17 protein-coding genes, 1 other RNA gene and 1 pseudogene are annotated in these 19,983 nt (G+C 68.1%); 6 read left to right on the top strand and 13 right to left on the bottom strand.

Going from position 1 to position 19,983, the window contains the following annotated elements; all coding sequences use genetic code 11:
- Positions 1–20: 20 nt before the first annotated feature.
- Positions 21–452 (top strand): DoxX family protein, encoded by a 432-nt coding sequence (locus BTO20_RS13370; RefSeq protein ID WP_087076549.1) that lies wholly within the window; start codon positions 21–23, stop codon positions 450–452.
- On the opposite strand, the gene BTO20_RS13365 is transcribed toward BTO20_RS13370, so the two are convergent.
- The 7 genes from BTO20_RS13365 to BTO20_RS13335 all read right to left on the bottom strand — a co-directional run bounded on the left by BTO20_RS13365 (position 449) and on the right by BTO20_RS13335 (position 10,972).
- The gene (locus BTO20_RS13365) at positions 449–1,306 is read right to left on the bottom strand and encodes a TIGR03619 family F420-dependent LLM class oxidoreductase (RefSeq protein WP_087082034.1); all 858 of its coding nucleotides are present in this window, start codon (positions 1,304–1,306) and stop codon (positions 449–451) included. The genes BTO20_RS13370 and BTO20_RS13365 overlap by 4 nt on opposite strands.
- Positions 1,303–1,932, bottom strand: coding sequence for a hotdog domain-containing protein (locus BTO20_RS13360; protein WP_087076547.1), 630 nt, complete (start codon positions 1,930–1,932; stop codon positions 1,303–1,305). Before BTO20_RS13360 ends, BTO20_RS13365 begins: the two co-directional genes overlap by 4 nt.
- 126 nt (positions 1,933–2,058) lie before the next feature.
- Positions 2,059–5,043 (bottom strand): bifunctional [glutamine synthetase] adenylyltransferase/[glutamine synthetase]-adenylyl-L-tyrosine phosphorylase, encoded by a 2,985-nt coding sequence (locus tag BTO20_RS13355; RefSeq protein WP_087076545.1) that lies wholly within the window; start codon positions 5,041–5,043, stop codon positions 2,059–2,061.
- A 10-nt stretch (positions 5,044–5,053) separates the two neighbouring features.
- Positions 5,054–6,394: a glutamine synthetase family protein gene (locus BTO20_RS13350; RefSeq protein ID WP_087076543.1), complete on the bottom strand. Its 1,341-nt coding sequence runs from the start codon at positions 6,392–6,394 to the stop codon at positions 5,054–5,056.
- A gap of 60 nt (positions 6,395–6,454) precedes the next feature.
- Positions 6,455–7,972 (bottom strand): alpha/beta hydrolase, encoded by a 1,518-nt coding sequence (locus BTO20_RS13345; RefSeq protein WP_087076541.1) that lies wholly within the window; start codon positions 7,970–7,972, stop codon positions 6,455–6,457.
- Between the two features lie 87 nt (positions 7,973–8,059).
- Positions 8,060–9,574, bottom strand: coding sequence for an alpha/beta hydrolase (locus BTO20_RS13340; protein WP_198344371.1), 1,515 nt, complete (start codon positions 9,572–9,574; stop codon positions 8,060–8,062).
- Positions 9,575–9,640: 66 nt separating this feature from the next.
- Complete coding sequence (locus tag BTO20_RS13335) at positions 9,641–10,972, bottom strand: WS/DGAT/MGAT family O-acyltransferase (RefSeq protein WP_408632197.1); 1,332 nt, start codon at positions 10,970–10,972, stop codon at positions 9,641–9,643.
- Between the two features lie 219 nt (positions 10,973–11,191).
- Between BTO20_RS13335 and panB the strand changes: the two genes are divergently transcribed.
- Complete coding sequence (gene panB, locus BTO20_RS13330) at positions 11,192–12,028, top strand: 3-methyl-2-oxobutanoate hydroxymethyltransferase (protein ID WP_087076535.1); 837 nt, start codon at positions 11,192–11,194, stop codon at positions 12,026–12,028.
- 6 nt (positions 12,029–12,034) lie between these two features.
- Here panB and BTO20_RS13325 read toward each other — a convergent pair whose 3' ends face one another.
- Positions 12,035–12,820 (bottom strand): enoyl-CoA hydratase/isomerase family protein, encoded by a 786-nt coding sequence (locus BTO20_RS13325; protein WP_087082032.1) that lies wholly within the window; start codon positions 12,818–12,820, stop codon positions 12,035–12,037.
- A gap of 11 nt (positions 12,821–12,831) precedes the next feature.
- Positions 12,832–13,512, bottom strand: a complete 681-nt coding sequence (locus BTO20_RS13320; RefSeq protein WP_087076533.1) for a TetR/AcrR family transcriptional regulator — start codon at positions 13,510–13,512, stop codon at positions 12,832–12,834.
- A gap of 117 nt (positions 13,513–13,629) precedes the next feature.
- Here BTO20_RS13320 and BTO20_RS13315 point away from each other — a divergent pair, with 117 nt between their 5' ends.
- Positions 13,630–15,111, top strand: a complete 1,482-nt coding sequence (locus BTO20_RS13315) for a CYTH and CHAD domain-containing protein (protein ID WP_087076531.1) — start codon at positions 13,630–13,632, stop codon at positions 15,109–15,111.
- A gap of 29 nt (positions 15,112–15,140) precedes the next feature.
- Here the strand turns inward: BTO20_RS13315 and rnpB are convergent.
- Positions 15,141–15,520: RNase P RNA component class A (gene rnpB / locus BTO20_RS13310), an RNA gene on the bottom strand.
- 28 nt (positions 15,521–15,548) lie between these two features.
- Here rnpB and BTO20_RS13305 point away from each other — a divergent pair.
- Together BTO20_RS13305 and BTO20_RS13300 are read left to right on the top strand one after the other, a co-directional pair.
- Positions 15,549–16,043, top strand: coding sequence for a helix-turn-helix transcriptional regulator (locus BTO20_RS13305; protein ID WP_232491133.1), 495 nt, complete (start codon positions 15,549–15,551; stop codon positions 16,041–16,043).
- Positions 16,040–16,465 carry a VOC family protein gene (locus BTO20_RS13300; protein WP_087076529.1) on the top strand — a complete coding sequence of 142 codons (426 nt, stop codon included), beginning with the start codon at positions 16,040–16,042 and terminating at the stop codon, positions 16,463–16,465. The genes BTO20_RS13305 and BTO20_RS13300 overlap by 4 nt, the downstream gene beginning before the upstream one ends.
- Here BTO20_RS13300 and BTO20_RS13295 read toward each other — a convergent pair.
- The 3 genes and pseudogenes from BTO20_RS13295 to BTO20_RS13285 form a co-directional block, all read right to left on the bottom strand.
- Positions 16,466–17,754: pseudogene (locus BTO20_RS13295) on the bottom strand (HNH endonuclease).
- 36 nt (positions 17,755–17,790) lie between these two features.
- A complete protein-coding gene (locus BTO20_RS13290; protein ID WP_087076527.1) occupies positions 17,791–18,417 on the bottom strand; it encodes a class I SAM-dependent methyltransferase in 627 nt (208 codons plus the stop codon).
- A complete protein-coding gene (locus BTO20_RS13285; protein ID WP_087076525.1) occupies positions 18,404–19,357 on the bottom strand; it encodes an NAD(P)/FAD-dependent oxidoreductase in 954 nt (317 codons plus the stop codon). The genes BTO20_RS13290 and BTO20_RS13285 overlap by 14 nt, the downstream gene beginning before the upstream one ends.
- Positions 19,358–19,403: 46 nt before the next feature.
- Here BTO20_RS13285 and BTO20_RS13280 point away from each other — a divergent pair, with 46 nt between their 5' ends.
- Complete coding sequence (locus tag BTO20_RS13280; RefSeq protein ID WP_087076523.1) at positions 19,404–19,982, top strand: helix-turn-helix domain-containing protein; 579 nt, start codon at positions 19,404–19,406, stop codon at positions 19,980–19,982.
- The last annotated feature ends 1 nt before the right edge of the window (position 19,983 follow it).

Genomic DNA, 19,983 nt, shown 5'->3' with positions numbered 1-19,983 from the left:
TAACAGCGTATGGTCTTCGCATGACGACCAACCTGGACACCCGACTGAATACCATCTCCCCGGCGGTAATCAGCCTGTTCCGCATAGTGTTCGGCCTTCTGTACACCATCCACGGAGCGCAGAAGTTGTTCGCGTGGCCGGTCGGCATGCCGGACAAGGCAGGCAACCTCGTCGGTTCGGCAGTGCCCGTGGGCACGTGGCCGTATTGGTACGGCGGCCTCATCGAATTCGTTCTGGGCCTGCTGATCCTGACCGGTTTGTTCACCCGCATCGCCGCGTTCTTCGCCGCAGGCGAGATGGCGTTCGCGTACTTCACCCAGCATCAGCCCAAGGCCCTGTTGCCCATCGAGAACGGTGGCGAGCTCGCCGTGCTGTACTGCTTCGGTTTCTTCCTGCTGGTGTTCATCGGCGGAGGCGCCTATGCGCTGGATGCGGTACGCAGAAGGCGCTAGTCGAGCGCAAGGTCCTTTCGGAAGCGTTTCAACCCGTCGATCTTCTCGGCGAGCGTGCAGTCCAGGCCGGCGTAGAACACCCACGGCATCGTCAGGATGTGGGTGATCCCGCCGGCTTCGGCGCGCTCGTAGTCGGCAATCGTCAGGGCGTCGGTCAGTGGCGTGATGACGGTGAAATCGTCCATCGCCAAACCGGATTCGGCCCGCAGCTGCCGTAGTCGAGCCACCGAGGCCAAGGCACGCTCGGTGGAGATGAGGTCGCCGATCCAGCCGTCGTTGCGCGCGGCCCGGCGCAGGGCCACCTCGCTGAGCCCGCCGGCGTAGATCGGGATGTGCGGCGGCGACGGTTCCATCTCCAGCCGGGGCGTGCTGTAGAACTCGCCGGAGAATTCGGTCCAGCCCGGCGCCCAGAGTTCCCGCATCAGCGTCAGCATCTCGTCGGTACGCTTGCCGCGCCGCTCGAAAGCTTGCCCGACCAACTCGAATTCGTCGCGGCACCAGCCCACACCTACGCCCAGCTCGAGCCGCCCGCCAGCCAGAAACGCCGCGGTACCAATGGCTTTCGCCGCCGCGTAGGGATCGCGCATGGCAGGTATGTAGACCGTGGTCACGAACTTCAGCCGTGTGGTGGCCTGCGCCAGAGCGCCGACCAGCACCCACGGATCGGGCCAGTGGGTGAACGGCTGCCAACGCCGTTGCCCGTCCCGCGTATACGGATACGGCGTGGAGAGCGACTCCAGATTGACGATGTGATCGGGAATCCCCATCCCGTCGTAGCCGAGATCATCTGCAGCCTTGGCGATCTCGACAAGCTCGGAGGTGTCGAGAAAGCCGGTCGCCACATAGAACCTCATCCGGCGTCGCGCGCCCACGCCGGCGTGATGAAGACGCCTTCGGCCTCCACGGTGACCCCGTCGGCGTCGATCAGTCGGCCGCGCGCGAAGGTCTTCACACCCTCGATGCGGTCAACCGAAGCCTCGGCGCGCAGCGGTCCGAGCGGCGTGCCGCGAAGGTAGCGGCAGGTGATGGTTCCGGTGTACCGGGGTTGCGCCAACGCCCCGCTGGCGACTTCGCCGAGCACGTGGTCGAGCACCAGGGCGCAGATGCCACCGTGCACCCATCCCAGCGGGCCCTCGTAGGCCGCACCGAGAGTGAACTCGCTCCAACAGGTGCCGTCGTCGGAGTGATGGATGGTCAGCGGCGGAGCGACGGCGTTGCGCAACCCGACGACCGGATTGGCCCACACCACCGGGCGGCCCGTCTCGCCGTGGATCATCGCCATGGGCCCGTCGCGCTGCTCCCGACGCAGCGATGCGGTGACCGCCTCGATCGCGGTGGTGGCCTCGGCGATGGCGTCGGCATCGACGCCGGTGCGGATGCTGGCATCGAGCAGACCTCGCACCGCCTGCGCCAACGGCTCGTAGAGCGCCTGCAGCCGATCGTGCTCGTCGGCGGTGACGATGTCGAACGTGGGGTTCATAGACATCCTTACTAACACCACGGTGAAGACCGCCGTGCCGCGGGGCTGAATTCAGCCGCTCCGGCCTACTGGCGGCTCAGCCGCTCCGGCCCACTGGCGGCTCAGCCGCTCCGGCCCACTGGCGGCTCAGCCGCCGAAAACCTTGCGGACGACCGTCTTGGCCCGCCGCGTCACCCGCAGATAGTTGTCCAGGAACTCGCCGCCGTCGTCGCTACCCCAGCCGGCCGCCAGGGCGACCGCGTTGAGCTGGCTGCCCGGCCCGGGCAGCTGATCGGTCGGCTTGCCGCGGACCAGCACCAGCGCATTGCGTGCCCGTGTCGCGGTGAGCCACGCTTCCCGGAGCAGGTCGACGTCGGCTTCGGAGACCAGCTCGGCCGCCCCGATCGCGTCGAGCGCCTGCAGGGTCGAAGTGCTGTGCAGCGCAGGCACTTTGTGCGCGTAGCGCAGCTGCAGCAGCTGCACGGTCCACTCGATGTCGGCCAGCCCACCGCGGCCGAGCTTGGTATGTGTGTTCGGATCGGCCCCGCGGGGCAGCCGTTCGGCATCGACCCGCGCCTTGATGCGCCGGATCTCCCGTACAGCCTCTGCCGATACGCCGCCCTCGGGATAGCGCGTCTTGTCAGCCATCAGCTCGAAGCGTTCGCCGAGTTCGAGGTCGCCCGCCACACGGTGCGCCCGCAGCAGCGCCTGGATCTCCCAGGGCTGCGCCCACTGCGCGTAGTACACCTCGTAGGAGGCCAGCGTGCGCACCAAGGGACCGTTGCGGCCCTCCGGGCGCAGCCCGATGTCGACCTCGAGCGGCGGGTCGGCACTGGGTATGCCCAGCAGCGCGCGCACCTGTTCGGCGATGCTCACCGACCACTTGACGGCCACCGATTCGGCGGTGTCCCCCACCGGTTCGCAGACGAACATGACATCGGCATCCGAGCCGTAGCCGAGCTCGCGGCCGCCGAGCCGTCCCATACCGATCACGGCGATGCGCGCGGGTACCCCGGATTCGGGTGTGTTGGCCCGGATCACCGCGTCCAGTGCGGCCTGTAGCACCGCGACCCAGATGGAGGTCAGCGCATTGCAGACGTCGGTGAGGTCGAGCAGGCCGAGCACATCGGCCGACGCGATACGTGCCAGCTCGCGGCGGCGCAGGGCGCGTGCGGCAGCGATGCCGCGTACCGGGTCGGCGTGGCGGCCGGCCGAGGCCACCAGCGCACCCGCGACGCTGTCGGGGTCGCCCTCAAGCAGTTTCGGTCCGGACGGTCCGTCGGCGTAGAGCTGGATCACCTCGGGGGCCCGCATGAGCAATTCGGGAATGTAGGCCGACGTGCCGAGTACCTGCATCAGCCGTTTGGCGACCGCGCCTTCGTCGCGCAGGGTCGAGAGGTACCAGCGCTGTTCGGCGAGCTCCTCACTGATCCTGCGGTAGGCCAGCAGCCCGGCGTCGGGATCCGGTGTGTCCGAAAGCCAGTCCAGCAGGGTCGGCAGCAGCACCTGCTGTACGCGGCCGCGGCGTCCGTTCTGTCCGGTGAGCGCGGCCAGGTGGGTCAGGGCGCTCTGCGGTCCTTCGTAACCCAGTGCGGCGAGCTGACGTTCGGCCGCCTTGGTGCTCATCCCGGCGCCGATGCCCAGCGCGGGCTGGCCGACGGATTCCAGCAGCGGTTGGTAGAACAGCTTGGCGTGCAGCCGCGAGACGCGCATGCTCTGGCGTTTGAGCTCCTCGCGCAACACGCCCTGGGCGTCGTGGGTGCCGTCGGGACGCACATGCGCGGCTCGGGCCAGCCAGCGGTAGGCCTCGTCGTCGCTGTCGTCGGGCAGCATGTGCGTGCGTTTGAGCCGCTGCAGCTGCAGCCGGTGCTCCAGCAGGCGCAGGAACTCATACGACGCGGTCATGTTGGCGGCGTCGTCACGTCCGATGTAACCGCCTGCCCCCAGCACGGTCAGGGCGTCGACCGTCGACTTCACATGCAACGATTCGTCGTTGCGGCCGTGCACCAATTGCAGAAGCTGTACGGCGAATTCGACGTCGCGCAGGCCGCCGGTGCCCAGTTTGAGTTCGCGGGCGCGCACGCCGGCGGGTACCAACTCCTCGACCCGGCGCCGCATGGCCTGCACCTCGGAGACGAAATCCTCACGCTCGCAGGCTGTCCACACCATCGGCATCAACGCCTCGGCGTACGCCTTGCCCAGCTCCGGGTCGCCCGCGGCCGGGCGGGCCTTGAGCAGGGCCTGGAACTCCCAGGTCTTGGCCCACCGCTGGTAGTAGGCGATGTGCGAGTCCAGCGTCCGCACCAGCTGGCCCTGCTTGCCCTCCGGCCGCAGCGCCGCGTCGGCCTCGAAAAAGGCGTCGCCGGCGAACCGCATCGACTCGCCTGCCACCCGGGTCGCCATCGACAGATTGGGGTCCGCGCTGTCGTCGCCGACGAAGATGATGTCCACGTCGCTGACGTAATTCAATTCGCGCGCACCGCATTTGCCCATCGCGATGATGGCCAGCCGCGGGGTCGGCCCGTCACCGCACACCACCCGGGTCGCCACGGTCAGCGCAGCGTCGAGCGCGGCGTCGGCCAGATCGGACAGGTGTGCGCCGACGGTGATGAACGGCAGCACTGGCTCGTTCTCCACCGTCGAGGCGACGTCGACGGCGGCCAGCACCAGCAGCCGGTCGCGGTACAGGTCACGCAGTGGCGGCACGGCTGAGCTTGTGCCCCTGGCGATTTCGGCCTTCTCCGCAGCTGCGGTGAATGTCTCGCGCAGCTCGTGGGCACTCGGCAGCTCGACGTCGCCCGCCAGCAGCCGCCACGACTGCGGATGAGCCACCAGATGATCACCGAGGGCCACCGAGGACCCCAGCACACCGAACAGCCGGCCCCGCAGCGCGCGGTCGGTGAGCAGTTCGGCGTTCAGTTCCTCCCAGTCGGCACCGAGAGCGTCGGCCAGCCGCACCATCGCCAGCAGGGCGACATCGGCATCCGGAGCGCGCGACAACGACCACAACAGTTCGACGTGGGCATCGGTGTTCCAGCCAAGCCGATCCAGTTGTGCCGGCGCCTGCGGCTGCACCAGCCCGAGCCTGCCGACACTGGGCAGCTTCGGGCGTTCGGTAGCGGGTTTGGCCACGTGGTGAACGTTACAGCGACAGATACGTCTTGAGCTCGTAAGGCGTGACGTTGCTGCGGTAGACCTCCCACTCTGCCCGCTTGTTGCGCAGGAAGTAGTCGAATACGTGCTCCCCCAACGCTTCTGCGACCAGCTCGGAGCTCTCCATGGCCTCCAGCGCGTTGCCCAGGCTGGACGGCAGCTCCCGGTACCCCATCGCGCGGCGTTCCTCGGGGGTCAGGCTCCACACGTTGTCCTCGGCCTGCGGCCCCAGCACGTAGCCCTTCTCGATACCGCGCAGGCCGGCCGCCAGCAGCACCGCGAACGCCAGGTAGGGGTTGCACGCCGAGTCGGGGCTGCGCACCTCGATGCGCCGCGACGAGGCCTTGCGCGGGGTGTACATCGGAACCCGCACCAGCGCCGAGCGGTTGGCGGCGCCCCAAGACGCCGCGGTGGGCGCCTCGTAGCCGTGCACCAGACGCTTGTAGGAGTTGACCCACTGGTTGGTCACGGCGCTGATCTCGCTGGCGTGCTCGAGGATGCCCGCGATGAACGACTTGGCCACATCGGAGAGCTGCAGCGGGTCGTCGGCGCTGTGGAAGGCGTTGGTCTCACCCTCGAACAGACTCATGTGGGTGTGCATGGCCGAGCCGGGGTGTTCCTTGAACGGCTTGGGCATGAACGACGCTCGCACGCCGTCGGCCAGCGCCACCTCTTTGACGACGTAGCGGAACGTCATCACGTTGTCGGCCATGGACAGTGCGTCGGCGTAGCGCAGGTCGATCTCCTGCTGGCCCGGCGCGCCTTCGTGGTGGCTGAACTCCACCGAGATGCCCATCTGTTCGAGGGCGTCGATGGCGTGGCGGCGGAAGTTGGGCGCGGCGTCGTGCACGGCCTGGTCGAAGTAGCCGCCGTTGTCGGCGGGGATGGGCACGCTGCCGTCGTTCTCGCCCGGCATCAGGAGGAAGAACTCGATCTCGGGGTGGACGTAGCAGGAGAACCCGAGGTCGCTGGCCTTGGCCAGCTGGCGGCGCAGCACGTGGCGGGAGTCAGCCCACGACGGTGAGCCGTCGGGCATGGTGATGTCGCAGAACATGCGCGCCGAATAGTGCTGCCCGTTGCTCGTGGTCCAGGGCAACACCTGGAACGTGGAGGGGTCGGGACGGGCTACCGTGTCCGATTCATAGACGCGGGCAAACCCCTCGATCGACGAACCGTCGAAGCCGATGCCCTCCTCGAAAGCGCCCTCCAACTCGGCGGGCGCGATGGCCACCGACTTGAGGTATCCGAGGACATCTGTGAACCACAGCCGGACGAACCGGATGTCGCGTTCCTCCAGCGTCCGCAGCACGAATTCCTTCTGGCGGTCCATGACCGCAGCGTAGGCACCGGCTGTTAAATCTGTGTTACGGCGTCAACACGGTTGGGCGGATCAGCACTGCAGGCCATTGGCCGGCGACACCTGATCCACGAAGAACCGCAGCACAGAGGTGTCCACGCAGGCGTTGCCGTTGAACACCACGGTGTGCTGAGAACCGTTGAACGTCACCAGCGCCGCGTCCAGCTGGCGCGCCAGGTCGACGCCCGCCTGGTACGGCGTTGCGGGGTCCCCGGTGGTCGACACGACGACGATCCGGCCCGGCCCGGGGCCGTGCACCGCATGCGGCGTCGACGTCGGCGGAACGGGCCACAGGGCGCAGATGTCCCGCGGGGCGTAACCGGTGAACTGGCCGTAGGACAGGAACGGTGCCACCGCCCTGATGCGCCGGTCGGCGTCGGCCCACACCGCCGGGTCGGTCGGGTATTGCGCGTCCACACAGCGGATCGCGGTGAACGCGTCCTGCAGATTGGCGTAGTGCCCGGCACTGTCGCGGTGCTGGTAGTCGTCGGCGAGCAGCAGGAGGTCGCCGGGGTCGGTGCCACGTTGCAGGCCGAGCAAGCCGCTGGTGAGGTAGAGCCAGTACCGCGCCGAGTAGAGCGCGTTCCCGGTACCGGTGGTCGCGTCCTGGTAGCTCAGGCCGCGGGGGTCCGACGTCGCCGCGGGATGCTCCACCAGCGGGTCGACGAGCTGGTGGTAGCGGGCGACGAACTGGGTGGGGTCGGTGCCAAGCGGGCATCCGGGAGATTGCGCGCAGTCGGTCGCGTAGGCGTCGAAAGCCTTTTGGAAACCCGCCATCTGGCGGATGTTCTTGGTGATGGGGTCCAGGCTCGAGTCGACGGCGCCGTCGAGCACCATGGTGCGCACGCGGTCCCCGAACCGTTCGGCGTAGGCCGCGCCCAGTTGGGTCCCGTAGGAGAATCCGAGGTAGTTGATCTGCTGTTCACCGAGCGCCGCACGCACGGCATCCATGTCGAGCACCGTTGACGCGGTGCCGATGTTGGCCAGGAACGGTGCCCCCATGCGGTCGAGGCACTGCTGGGCGAGCTGTCGGTACAGGGCTTCGATCTGGGCCACGCCGGCCGGGCTGTAGTCGGCCATCGGTTCCCGCCGGTAGGCGTCGAACTCGGCGTCGGTGCGGCAGCGCAGCTGCGGCGTCGAGTGCCCGACGCCGCGCGGGTCGAAGCCGACCAGATCGAACCGCCGACCGATGTCGGTTTCGGCAAGCGCCGCACCCATTCCCGCGACCGTGTCGACGGCGGATGCGCCCGGGCCTCCCGGGTTGACCATCAGCGTGCCGATCTTCTCGCCGCTGGCCGGGATCCGGATGACGGCCAATTGTGCTTGTGCGCCTTGCGGATTCGCTGCGTCGTTCCAGTCGACCGGCACCGTGACGGTGCCGCACTGAGCGGTCGGGATCGACGACGTTTCGACCCACGATGCGCAGCTTCCCCACACTGGAGGCTGACCGTACGGCGTCTCGGCCGCGCCTTCGGGGGTCGCGTTGGCGACGGGGCAGGCCATCGCGAGCACCACTGCCAGCACTGCTCCCACCCACCGCACGGCTGACATGTTCGCACACCGCAGATGCGCGAACCGCGGCCGACACCGAGCGGAGATCGGTCGGCAACCGGACGGTGACCTAGCCGGCCGCCGAGATCAGCAGCGCGAGTCCGGCGGCGGCAGCTTCACGTCGATCAGATAGGTCGCGGCGATGTCGTCGACGCACTTGTTGCCCTGGAACACCACGGTGTGCTGGGTGCCGTCAAAGGTCAGCAGTCCGCCGCCGAGTTGCTGGGCGAGGTCCACGCCCGCCTGATAGGGCGTGGCCGGATCGTTGGTGGTCGAAACCACCAGCACCGGAGGCAATCCCGCGACCGAGATCTTGTGTGGCGTGCTGGTCGGCGGCACCGGCCAGAACGCACAGGTGCCCAGTGGGGCGTGGCCGGTGAATTCGCCGTAGCTCATGAACGGGGCGACCTCGCGCAGCCGGCGGTCCTGCTCGACGACTTTGGCCCGGTCGGTGATCGCCGGCTCGTCGACGCAGTTCACCGCCACCCGCGCATCCGTCGAATTGTTGTAGTGGCCCTTGGCATCCCGGCCCATGTACAGGTCGGCCAACGCCAGCATGAGGTCTCCGTTGCCGTTCTTGATGCCCGTCAGCGCATCGGTGAGATGGCGCCACAGGTTCGGCGAGTACAGCGGCAGGATGGTGCCGACGATGGCGTCGCTGTAGCCGAGTCCGCGCGGATCCTTGGTCTTCGCCGGGTTCTGGACCAGCGGGTACACCAGGCTCTTGTACACATCGGTGGCCTTGGCGGGATCCGTGCCCAGCGGGCAGTCCACGCTCTTGGCACAGTCGGCGGCGTAGTCGTCGAAGGCTTTCTGGAACGCCGCGGCCTGGCGGATGTCGGCCTCGAACGGGTCGGCGTTCGGGTCGACCGCGCCGTCGAGGATCATGGCGCGCACCCGCTGCGGGAACTGCTCGGCGTATTCCGAGCCGATCCGGGTCCCGTACGAGTAGCCCAGGTACGTCAACTTGTCGTCACCCAGCGTGGCGCGGATGGCGTCGAGATCCTTGGCGACGTTGTTGGTTCCGATGTTGGCCAGGAAGTCGATGCCCATCTTGTCGACGCAACGCTGGACGAAGGCCTTGGTCTCGTTTTCCAGGTGGGCCACCCCCTCCGGGGTGTAATCCACCGTCGGGTCGGCTCGCAGCCGGTCATTGTCGGCGTCGGAGTTGCACCACAGCGCCGGGTTCGACAGGTTCACCCCGCGCGGGTCGAACCCCACCAGGTCGAAGCGTTCCCGCACCGACTGCGGCAGGCTCGGCACCAGGGACACCGCCGATTCCACGCCGGATTCACCGGGGCCGCCGGGGTTGATCACCAGGGAGCCGATCTTCTGCCCGGTCGCCGGGAACCGGATCATGGCGAGCTGCAGGACGTCACCGTCGGGCTTGCTGTAATCGACCGGGACCGACAAGCGCCCGCATTCGGCCCCTGCCGGGATGTTGACGTTGTCCCCCGACCCTGCCGAGCACGGCAGCCACTGCACGGGCGTGCCCGGCCTGGGCATCGCGACCCGGGCCCGACCGTCGATCACCTGGGTACAGCCCGCGACCACCAGCACCGCGACCGCCAGCAGGGCACCGACGGAGAACCTGAGCTTCATGGCACCACATGCTGCCATGACGGCATATCGTCGCAGGCCGGGCCTACTGGTCGACAACTCGCGGCGCTACTTTGCCGCCTGCACCAGCTCGTCGAGCGCCACCGCGAAGTCGTCGGCCATCTCCCACAGGTCGGGCAACAATTCGGGGCAGGCCACGATGCCGACATCGAGCGAGCCGGTCAGCGACATCACCGTGATGTTGAGCCCGGAGCCGTGGAAGATGGGGCCCAACGGGTACATGGCCTTGACCTCCGAGCCCAGGAAATACAGCGGCACCTGCGGGCCCGGCACGTTGGAGACAACCAGGTTGTGCACCGGTTTGGCGCCCGAGAGCCGGCTGGCGGCGTAGACCCGCATTGCCACGCCGAACACGGCAGGCGCGGCGAACTGCGTCCAGTCCTGCAGCAGCGTCGCACCGATCGCCGAACTGTGTTGTTTGGCAACCGAATTGGCTGCGGCGATGGCACGCAGTCGCTCGACCGGGTCGGCGATCTGGGTTTCCAGCGTGGAGAACATGCCCGAGACCTGGTTGCGGCCGGGCCGGTCGGAGCGGTCGTGCACCGATACGGGCACCATCGCCACCAGCGAACTGTCCGGCAACTCGCCGCGGTCGCTCAGGAATGTGCGCAGCACCCCGGATACCAGCGCCATCACCACGTCGTTGACCTTGACGTCGAAATGGTTTTTCACCAGCTTGATGTCCTCGAGGTCGAGCTGGGCGAAGGCCACGTTGCGATGGCCGGTGATGTTGGCGTTGAACGGCGTTTTGGGCGCGGCGAAGGGCGCGGCCATGGTCAGCCCGGCACGGGCCCGCTTGACCGTGTCGACCACCGATGACACCGTGGTGGGCAGCACGTTGGCGAGCTTGAGCGGCCGGGTGACGAACTTCAGCGCCCCGCTCAGCGCGATTTCCAGTTCCGACGCGCCGCCGACCCCGTCCACCGGCTCCGGAGCGGGCGCATCAGGTTCTGTACTGCACAGCTGCGACATGAGGTTCGCTCCTGTCACCCCGTCCACACCGGAGTGGTGCACCTTGGTCATCACCGCGATCCGGCCGCCCGCGTGCGCGTCGGTGCCCGCCACGTTCTCGATGACCCACATCTCCCACAGCGGGCGGCTGCGGTCCAGCGACAGCGACGCGATGTGCCCGCAGATCTCGGACAGCTCGACCCGCCCGCCCGGCGCGGGCAACCCGATGCGGTGCAGATGGCGGTCGACGTCAAAGTCCTTGTCTTCCACCCACACCGGGTGGTCGAGGTTCAGCCGGCTGTCGGCGAGCTTCTCCCGGAACTGCGGCATCGCCTTGATACGCAAGGCAAGTGCGTCGCGCAGCCGGTCGAACGTGTAACCGCCCGGCATGGTCGAAGTGTCGAGTTCGAGGATGGAGCACACGTGCATCGGCTGGGCGGCCGTTTCGAGGTAAAGGAAGCTGGCGTCGAGTCCGCTGAGCCGTTGCATGCCGCTGATCGTAGGTCCGCCCGGCGCGACTGTGAGGAAATCCACTCAACCGCGTCTTTTACCTTCGTCGCCGCGGGTGGCAGACTGACAAACGTCAGACGAACCCGGGGACCGCACAGCGGCCTCGAGGATTCGAACCGACCGTCACGAGGGACAACGATGTCTGAACAAGCTGTATATGGTGCTGCCGACGACAAGCCCCGCACCAAGGTCCGCACCCTTACGCTCCAGAAGTGGAAGAACGAAGGCCACAAATGGGCGATGCTCACCTGTTACGACTACTCCAGCGCGCGGGTCTTCGACGAGGCAGGCATCCCGGTGCTGCTGGTCGGCGACTCCGCGGCAAATGTGGTGTACGGCTATGACACCACCCTCCCGATCTCCATCGACGAGCTGATCCCGTTGGCACGCGCTGTGGTCAAGGGCGCGCCCCATGCATTGGTTGTTGCCGACCTGCCCTTCGGCAGCTACGAGAGCAGCCCGGCGCAGGCACTCGCGACCGCCACGCGGTTCATGAAGGAGACCGGCGCCCAGGCCGTGAAGCTGGAGGGCGGCGAGCGGGTGGCCGAGCAGATCGCGACACTGACCCAGGCGGGCATTCCGGTCGTGGCCCACATCGGGTTCACGCCGCAGAGTGTCAACGGGCTGGGCGGGTTCCGGGTGCAGGGCCGCGGCGACGCGGGCGATCAGACCATCCACGACGCGATCGCGGTGGCCGAGGCCGGGGCGATCGCGGTGGTGCTGGAAATGGTGCCCGCCGAACTGGCCACGCAGATCACCGGCAAGCTGACCATCCCCACGGTCGGCATCGGTGCGGGACCCAACTGCGACGCCCAGGTGCTGGTGTGGCAGGACATGGCCGGGCTCACCAGCGGCAAGACCGCGAAGTTCGTCAAGCGTTTTGGCGATGTGGGCGGCGAATTACAGCGCGCCGCAACGCAATACGCGAATGAGGTGGCGGCCGGGGTATTCCCGGCCGACGAGCATAGCTTCTGATTGCGCTCAGGCGAACTCGGCCCGGCGCTTGGCCAGGAAGGCATCGACGCCTTCCCGCCCGTCGGCCGAGTCCGCCTGTGCAGCGATGAAGCGGCCCTCCGCCTCCATCTGCTCCTCCAGGCTGTTCTTCAGCGAGGAGAGCAACAGCGTCTTGACCGCGCCGGTGGAACCGGCCGAGCCGGAGGCCAGCTGCTCGGCCACGGCGGTGGCCCGGTCGGCCAGATCGGCATCGGCGACAACCTCGGTCACCAAACCCCATTCCTGGGCCTGCGCCGCCGACAGTGTGCGGTTGGTCAGCATGAGTTCCTGTGCCCGGCGGATGCCGACCAGCCGCGGCAGGTAGTACGAGGAGCTGCCGTCCGGGCTCAGTCCCACCTTGGTGTAGGCCATCGTGAATGACGCCGATTCGGCTGCCAGCACCAGGTCGCCGGTCACCGCGATGCTGAATCCCGCGCCCGCCGCGGTGCCGTTGACAGCGGTGATCAGTACGGCGTCCATCCGCGCGAAAGTTGAGATGGCGCGGTGCAGGTCGTCGGCGACGCCCTTGATGAAGCGGCCCCGCGACGGCGCAGTGGCGAAGGCCTTCAGATCGCCTCCGGCGCAGAAGAACCGGCCGGCCCCCGTCAGCACCACGGCCTTGGTACCCGCACCGTCGCAGCGCCGTGCCGCATCGGCCAGCTCACGAGTCATGGTGTCGTTCATGCCATTCGCGGCGTCCGGACGGTTCAGCGTGATGCGTGCGACGGCACCGGATTGCTCGAAGGTGATGGCGTCGTAGGAAGACTCGGTCACGAACCGTGACTCTATCGGGCCGGCGCCTGCACCCCGAGCCGGGCTGCTGTGCACTCGACCAGCGCCGCGTTCTCGCCCGTGAAACCGAGCACCCGCAACGCTCCGGCGCCGATCACCCACGGCTGCCCCGACGGCGCCACGCCGTCGTCGGAACGGCTGTTGATCACCGACTCGACCAGACGGAACGGCAAGTCGGCGGCGTCGGCCGGGCCGTCGCATTCGGCGATCACCGCGGCCGACAACCTGCGGTAAAGCTCCCGCAATTCGGCTCGCCGGCGCCGAAACGGCTCGAACCGGTCGGTCCGCAACTCGGGCAGCAGGTACAGCGCCCCCAGATTCCAGCGTCCGCCGCACAGCTGCATGGCGTCGGCGACCACCAGGGCATGCAGCCGCGGTGCCGCGGGTCCCGCCTCCCCCAGCAAATCGGCGGCCAACTGCAACGGCTCATCGACAGTGCCGGTCAGCAGCGCGTCGAGGATGTCGTCCTTGGTGGCGAAATGGTGGTAGAGCGAGGCCTGCCGCACCCCGACCGCGTCGGCAATCCGGCGGGTAGACGTGCTGCCGTAGCCGTGGTTGGTGAACAGTTCCGCCGCCGCATCGAGGATCTCTTCGCGCGCGGTCCGGCCGGGCCGCCGCGGCTGCTCGAGCCGAGGGCGGCCGCGTCCGGAGCCGCCCAACGCCGCGGTGCTCATCGGCACATTGTGGCACCGGGGGTCGTCGTGTCCCCCGCAAACGCGGCGCGCTTCGGCGCAAACGCCGCAATATGGCAGGCTTATGGCATCCGATTCCGCTGCACAGCGAAGGTGAATATGGCCCCCAAGAAACCGACCCGGCACACCGAGGTCGAGCGGAAGTTCGAGGTCACCGAGTCCACCGTCGCGCCGTCGTTCGCTGGGTTGTCGGCCGTCGCGCGGGTCGAGCGGGCGCCGGAACAATTGCTCGACGCGGTGTATTTCGACACGCCGAACCGGGACCTCGCCGCCCACCGGATCACGCTGCGCCGCCGGACCGGCGGCACCGACGCGGGTTGGCATCTGAAGCTGCCCGCGGGCCCGGACGCTCGCACCGAGGTGCATTCTCCGCTCGGGCTTTCCGAGGACGCGATCCCCGAGGAACTACGCGACATCGTGCTCGCGATCGTTCGGGACAAGTCACTGTCGCCCGTCGCGCGGATCACCAATCGGCGCAATATCGACGTGCTCTACGGGCAGGACGGCACGGCTCTGGCCGAGTTCTGCGACGACCAGGTGACCGCTGCCGCCGAGGGCGGCGATGAACAGCAGTGGCGCGAATGGGAACTCGAGCTGCTCACGCAGCCCGCACCCGAGCTGATGGACCGGCTGGCCAATCGTTTGTTCGACGCGGGAGCGGCGCCGGCGGGTCACGGCTCGAAGCTGGCCAGGGTCTTGGATACGGCCAGCGACGCCGCAAAGGCGCCTGCTGCTCCGGCGGACCCGATCCACCGGGCCATCGCCGAGCAGGTCGACCAGTTGCTGGTGTGGGACCGCGCGGTGCGTGCCGACGCCTACGATTCGGTGCACCAGATGCGGGTGACGACCCGCAAGATTCGCAGCCTGCTGCAGGAATCCAAGGACGCGTTCGGCCTTGCCGACGATGGCTGGATCCTCGATGAACTGCGCACGCTCGCCGCGGTGCTGGGCGTGGCCCGCGACGCCGAGGTGCTGGCCGAGCGTTACCAACGTGCGCTCGACGCTCTGCCCGCCGGGCTCGTGCGGGGCCCGGTGCGGGAGCGGCTGGTGGACGGCGCCAACCGCCGGTATGCCGCAGGGTGGAAGCGCGCGCTGTTGGCCATGCGCTCGCAGCGGTACTTTCATCTGCTCGACGCACTTGAGCAGCTCGTGGTCGCCGAGCCGCCCGCGGAGGCCGGCGAAGAGCGTTCCCCGCTGACCATCAACTCGGCCTACAAGCGAGTCCGCAAGGCCGCCAAGGCCGCTGCCGAGGCCGCCGACCCGGAGCACGACGACCACGACGAAGCGCTGCACCGCATTCGCAAGGGCGCCAAGCGGCTTCGCTATACGGCGGCGGCCACCGGAGACGCCAAGGTGTCGGAGCGCGCCAAGGTGATCCAGACGCTGCTGGGCGATCACCAGGACAGCGTGGTCAGCCGCACTCACCTCAGTGCGCAGGCCGAGGCCGCGCACACCGCCGGTGAGGACACCTTCACCTACGGGCTGCTGTACAAGCTGGAGGACGACATCGCCCAGCAGTCGCGCGCCCAGCTCGACGATGCGCTCAAGCGGCTCGACAAGGCGGTCCACAAGAGCCACTGAGCCGGAGGCGAGACCTCTGGCACGGTGGGCGAACGAGTTGGCTTGTAAGCCGGATTCTGTTCCCCACTCCGGAGAGTGGGGCGGCGACCATCCATCTGGACACACCGTTGCCGGGTGCCTCAAGCGGCCTACCCGCAGGCTCGGGCGAGCAACCCTCAAACGCCTGCGCGGCCGCAACCAGGTTGCGGCCTTCTTGGCCTTGCTTCGGGTGGGGTTTGCCTAGCCACCCCGGTCACCCGGGATGCTGGTGCGCTCTTACCACACCGTTTCACCCTTACCATTGCTGGCGGTCTGTTTTCTGTGGCACTTTCCCGCGAGTCACCTCGGATTGCCGTTAGCAATCACCCTGCTCTGTGAAGTCCGGACTTTCCTCGACACCTGTCGGTGCCGCGGCCGCCTGGCCAACTCGTTCGCGCAGATCACCGTACCCTCAAACCATGCCGCGGGTACCACCGGCCCGTTATCTGCAGCGGGCAAAAGACCTGGCCGACGCCCGTTACGCCGATCCGATCACCGTCGACGACCTTGCCGCGGCCGCCGGACTGTCTCGCGCGCATTTCTCGCGGATGTTCACCCGCACTTTCGGCGAATCGCCACGGGCCTATCTGCAGTCGCGCCGGCTGGAACGAGCCGCGGCGCTGCTGCGCAACACCGATCGCTCGGTCGCCGACATCTGCGTCATGGTCGGGCTGCAGAGCGTCGGGTCTTTCACCAGCAGTTTCGCCCGGGTGTACGGCAAGCCGCCTGCCGCTTACCGGGCCAGTCTGCCGCCAGCGCTGCTGCGCGCTCCGGTGCCTAGTTGCATCCTCGCGCGGGACACCAGGCGGCTGCCGGTGGGGCGGGCCGGAAACAGCACCCCGCACGCGAGGAGGACAAAGAGCACACGGGAAGAAGACGGGCGAGGATCGGCGCCCGTAGCGTCGGGCCCATGATGAAAATCGCTTGCACGCACCTGTGGGTTCACGACCAGGAAGTCGCGCTGAAATTCTGGACCGATCAGGTCGGCATGGAAGTGCGCGAGGACGTTTCGTTCCCCGAAGAGATGGGCCCCTTCCGATGGCTCACGGTCGGCCCTCCCGGGCAGGACGACGTGAGCATCGTGTTGATGGCAGTGCCCGGCGAACCGATGATGGACGAGGCCACGCACAATCAGGTGCTGGATCTGACGGCCAAGGGCTTCGCCGGGACGGTGTTCCTCACCACCGACGACGCGCACGCCAGCTACGAGGAACTGACAGCGCGCGGCGTCGAGTTCACCGAGGCACCGCATCAGATGCCCTACGGCATCGACTCGGGCTTCCGCGATCCTTCGGGAAACAGCGTGCGGTTGACCCAACGCACCGATCAGGGCTGATTAGGCGGCTTGCGGGCAGCGTGCGAGTGCGATCGCGACCTGTAGTTCGGTCGCGCTTTCGTAGAGTTCGACGGGGCCCGGGGGCGGCGGCGCGGTCGAGCGGTAGTGCGCGCCGGTGGGGGTGACGAATTCGGCGGTGTGGACCCCGTTTTCGAGGTAGGTCCGGACCTCCCAGCCGGGTGATTCTTTGACGTAGTTGCACCGCTCACAGGCACCGAGGCCGTTGAGCGCACTGGTCGGCCCGCCGGCGGCGTGCGGGTGGGCATGATCCCGATGCCGGATCGGGGCGTCGCAGTACGGCGTGCGGCAGGTTTGATCACGCAACCCGATGAACTTGGCAAGCGCCCTGGGAAACCGGCGCGACCGCGACTCCATCGCCACCAACGCCCCGGACTTGGGATGCCGATACAGCCGCCGCAGCGTCGCCCGCGACCGCTTATCGCCCACCGCGGCCCGCACCAAGTGGCGGGCCACCGCCGCGGGCATCGGCCCGTAGCCCTCGATGACCGCGGGTGCTCGTCATCACCGAGCAGGGTCTGATCGGAGATGACCAAATTGACGGCAACCGGCTCGGGAACGTCAGCGGGGCGGCCGGTGACCCGCTCGACGAGCGTGTCGGCCATCACCTGACCGCGGGTGCGGCCATCAAAGGTGGTGTCGGCACGGTGTTTCAACGCCGCAAACACCCCGACGCCCTGCTGCACCGGCACCACCACCGTCACCCGCGCCATGCTGTCCGGTGCCGGCCGGATGGTCACGGTGCGGTCCTCGGCGGCCTTGGCGACCCGGTCCACGACGGCCTGCGGGTCCAGGCGGTAGGCAATCTTCTTGGCTTCGGCCTCGATGCGCGCGTCGCCCATCCCGTCGAGTGTGGTGAGGTCGGCACACATCTGGGCGTCCAACACCCGCCGGTCCGCCACCGATAGGCAGGCCGATTCCCGCACGATCAACGTGGCGCGCCATTCGGAGAGCACCCCGGACTCCAACGCGCGCATGGTGTGCGGCATCTCGTGCACCAGGGCCTTGGCCAACCCGAGGTGGCGGTTGCCGCAATTGGGGGAATCGTGGCGGGCCAGGGCGACCTCCGAGGCGACCCCGCGGCCCTGTTTGGCGCGCGGTACGCCCGCGGCCGCGTCGGCGGCGCGGCGCTTCGCATCCAGCAACGCCGCACAGCGAGCTTGCCCGGCCGCCGCCGCGGACTTCACCCGCTCCAGTTCCTCGATCCGCCGATGCAGTGCAGCCTCGTCAGCGTTCTCGCTGACCTGCGCCAACCCCGACAAATCGAACATATGAGCGATACTACGCGCACCCCCCGACACACCAACTCAGGTCACGCGCCGCAACACGATCACGTTGTCGATCAGCGTGCCGTGCTGGCCGTCGGGCCCGACAGCGTCGCGCTCCACCGCGTCCACCCGCACCCGCTGCCACTGGCCGGCAGGCAGGTTCAACTCATCGACGACTTCGGATGCACTGGGGAACGGAAATTCGTGCACATGGGCCGGCGCCCACGGCGGCGCGGCGCCGTGGTCCACGATGACCAGCAGGCCGCCGTGGTCGACCACTTCGGCCGCACGGCGCAGCAGCTGTGCGCGGTCCCATGGCAGCGGGGACTGCAGGAAGCTCGCCGACACGAGGTCGAACGGGCCGGCCGGGAACGTTTCGGACAAGTCGTGACGTTCGAACGAAATCCGTTCTGCCACTCCCCGTTCTGCGGCGTCGGCGGCGGCCCGCTCCAGTGCGGTCGGCGAAATGTCCACGCCCACCACCTGCCATCCGCGTTCGGCGAGCCACATCGCGTCGCCACCTTCCCCACAACCCAGGTCCAGGGCGCGCCCGGGTGGTAGGTCGGCGACGATGGCAGCCATCTGCTGGTTGACCCGACCACTCCAGATCCGGTCTTTGGCTCCGTAGTGGTCTTCCCAGAACTGTTGCGTCTCAAGCGTTGACATGCTGTCTCCATTCCGGATACGGCAGCCCGTAGTCGTCTGCCGACAAACTCTGAACAACGGCCGCTGCGGTCGCTGAGCCTGCCGCGATCGCCGCGGCCACCTGCGGCATCTGACCGGTGATATCCCCGGCGGCGAATACTCCCGGCACCGAGGTACGCCCGATCGGGTCGACCACGACGGGGTCGACGGCGACCGGACCGGCCCCGGTCTCGACCCCGAGTTGCTCGGCGAGCGCCGACCGTTGCCGAAGAGTGGAAGCGACCAGCAGGCCACGGCGCGGCAAGGCGTCCCCGTCGGAGAATCGGATGGCCGCGAGTTCACCGGCACTGCTTTCCAATTCGACCACGGCCCGCTCATCGATGCGCACCCCGGCAGCGGCGAACCTCCGCAGCTCGTCCTCGTCGAATTCGGCTGGGCCGCCGGTCAACACCACGATGTCGGGGCTCCAGTTCCGCAACAGCAGCGCGAGATGGACCGCGCGTTCTCCACGGGCCAGCACTGCCAGCGGCTGATCGGCGACCTCCCAGCCGTGACAGAACGGGCAGTGGAACACCGAGCCGCCCCACAGCCCAGCCATACCGGGCAGTTCCGGTAACTGGTAGTCCATGCCGGTGGCCAGCAGCACGCGCCGTGCCTGTTCGATCTGGCCTGTGCTGAGCTGCACGTCGAACACGCCGTCGGTGCGGCGGACCGTCGCGACGTCCCCGTCCAGCACCTGAACCGTGGGGTAGGACGCGAGCTCGGCGCGGCCCATGCCGTAGAGCTCGGCGGGCGGTCGCCCATCGTGGCCGAGCAGTCCCCCGATCCCGTGCGCCGCCGAATTGCTTTGTGCACCAGCGTCAATCAGCAGTGTGCGCCTGCGGGCCCGGCCCAGCACCAGCGCGGCACTCAACCCGGCCGCACCGCCGCCGACAATGACGCAATCCCATGAGTCGTCCATACCCAGAGCTTGCCCAACTCCGAGAGATCTGCCAAGCTGATTTGCCATGCAGGCAAATCCTGCCGAGGATGACGTCGACGCGCTGGTCCGGCGCCGGCTGCGTGAACTGCGCCGGGAGCGGGGGCTGACGCTGGAGGATGTCGCCACCCGGGCCCAAATCGACGTGTCGACGCTGAGCCGGTTGGAATCCGGCAAGCGCCGGTTGGCGCTGGACCACCTACCCCGGTTGGCGACCGCGCTGTCGGTCACCACCGATGAGCTGCTGCGCGCACCCGAGACCGAAGACCCACGCGTCAAAGGCAGCTCGCACACCCACCACGACATCACCTACTGGCCACTGACCAAACACGGTCCGGCCGGCGGGCTGCACGCCTACAAGATCCGGATCAGCGCCCGGCGCCACAAGCCACCCGCCGAGTTTCCGGTGCACGAGGGGCGCGACTGGATGTACGTGCTGTCCGGGCACCTGCGGCTCATCCTGGGAGACCAGGACTTCACCGTCAAACCCGGTGAGGCAGTGGAGTTTTCCACGTGGACACCGCATTGGTTCGGCGTGGTCGACGGCCCGGTCGAGGCCATCACCATCTTCGGCCCGCACGGCGAGCAGCTACACCTGCACGCCTAGC

Source organism: Mycobacterium dioxanotrophicus (assembly GCF_002157835.1).
GTDB lineage: Bacteria > Actinomycetota > Actinomycetes > Mycobacteriales > Mycobacteriaceae > Mycobacterium > Mycobacterium dioxanotrophicus.
This window is presented reverse-complemented; position numbering and strand designations above follow the sequence as displayed.